Annotated in this window: 1 protein-coding gene; it reads right to left on the bottom strand. The window is 37.9% G+C overall.

Features of this window, described 5'->3' with window-relative positions:
- Positions 1-2,011: SusC/RagA family TonB-linked outer membrane protein (locus tag AN486_RS26405; RefSeq protein WP_290603041.1), on the bottom strand; the 2,011-nt coding region annotated here is incomplete at both ends.

Below are 2,011 nucleotides of genomic sequence, written 5' to 3'. Positions count from 1 at the left end.
CTACTAAACCTTTCGGCTGCCCTATTCTATTTCCTGTTGCAGCCAAACCTGGAAATGGTTGAGGTATTTCATCTTGATAAATAATTTTATTTCGTACAAAAGAATAGTTGGTATTGATCGAAAAACCAAAATCTGTTCCTGGTATTTTGTCTCTATAACCTAATTCAAATTCAATCCCACGGTTAGAAGCCTGACCGATATTATAGGGTGCTAATAAGCCTTGAGAGCCAAAAGTTATTGGGATGTTTAAGTTCCACAAGATCTGCTCTCTACTCTCTGTAAAATATTCTGTCGTAAGCGAAATTTTTTCTTTAAAAAATCTAAAGTCAACTGCTAGATTCATTTTGGTGGCGACCTCCCAAGTTACATCGCTATTACCCAACCTTGCTTCAGTATAACCCGTTTGCCTATTCTGATTTAAACCAAACCAATATTGATTTCCAACCCTGAATGCATCAGGAGTAAAAAGGAACCTGTTATTACCTAACTTATCATTACCTACTTGACCATAAGATGCTCTAAGCTTCAAAAAGGTTAATACATTATTTTTGGGTATAAACTTTTCCTCTGTGATGACATATCCTATAGAACCCGCCGGAAAAAACCCAAATTGCTTGCCTTTAATAAAGTTCTCGGAACCATTATAGCCCATGCTAAAATCTCCCAGATACTTGCCTTTATAGTTATACGTTAATCTAGCAACCAAGCCCAGATAGTTGAAAGGCAGCTCATCCTCCCCATTATAAAATCGTTCAGCTGTACCCAGTATTAATCCAGTAACATTGTGATTGCCAAAACTCCTCTTGTAGTCTATTGCTGCTTCACCATAAACTTTACTAGTATTCCTAAAACTTTCCCCAGCAAAGACAACTGGCCCCTCAAATTGATTTATAGTTGCTATGGGCTTGATAGAATCTAGAAAATTCTGGGCATTGGGGTCATATACAAGATCCCATAGTGGAATGCTTTTGGTTCGATTTGCTGATTGGCTGTAGAAATTATCATATGCAACTTGACCACGCACTGATAAGCCCTTAGTTACATCACCTAAATCATATTTAGCCGCAACATTTGTATTAAGATCGCTTCCAAAATTGGTATTAAAACCTTGACCAAGCATTTGCAACAAGGGGGTATTGGAAATTTGAAATGCACCCGCAGTACCTGCTGTAAATCTGATAATTTTGTCATCAAATATAACAGGAGACATCATGGGGCTAGCAGACAATATAGTTCCAAAGATATCGGATGTACTACTTCTGGAATAATTACTTGAGGATAAATCAGCACCAACTTTTATTGACAAACTTAGTTTCGGAGATAAGTTGAAATCAAAATTCGTCCGAACATTATACCTGTCGTATTTGGGATTTGAACTGAACTCGTCAAAGAAGTCACCAACTGAGTAAGCTCCTTGTTGATTCAAATAACCTAATGAGACAAAATATTTGGCATTGTTCACTCCACCACTAATGTTAAGGTTATACTGCTGTTGTGGTGCAAAATCCTTTAGCATATAATCGAACCAATTAATGTCTGGATGAAAAAATGGATCATCTCCATTTTTGTATCTTTCTAAATCGTAATCGCTAAAAACAAAGGCATTCTGTGGATTTGGGTTTCCGGCAGCTACAGCATCATTGAATGCGGCCTCATTCCTTAAAGTAGCGAAATCAAGAGAGTTTAATGGTTTTGGTAGTCTAATGGGGTTTTGCAATGCATAATTACTTGAAAAGCTGAATTGTGGTTTGCCACTAGTACCAGTTTTAGTAGTAATGATGATGACGCCATTTGCACCTCTTACACCGAAGACTGCTGTGGCTGATGCATCCTTAAGGATGTTCAACGATTCGATTGTGTAAGGGTCGATCGTAGAAATATTGTTTCTAGGAATACCATCGACCAATATTAATGGCGTTGCATTCCCAGCTGCAAAAGTTGCTATACCTCTAATATAGATATCTGCCGCATCTCTGCCTGGTTCTCCACTTCTTTGCGTGGTTGTAATACC

Source organism: Anabaena sp. AL93 (assembly GCF_001672085.1).
GTDB classification, from domain to species: Bacteria; Cyanobacteriota; Cyanobacteriia; order Cyanobacteriales; family Nostocaceae; genus Dolichospermum; species Dolichospermum heterosporum.
This window is presented reverse-complemented; position numbering and strand designations above follow the sequence as displayed.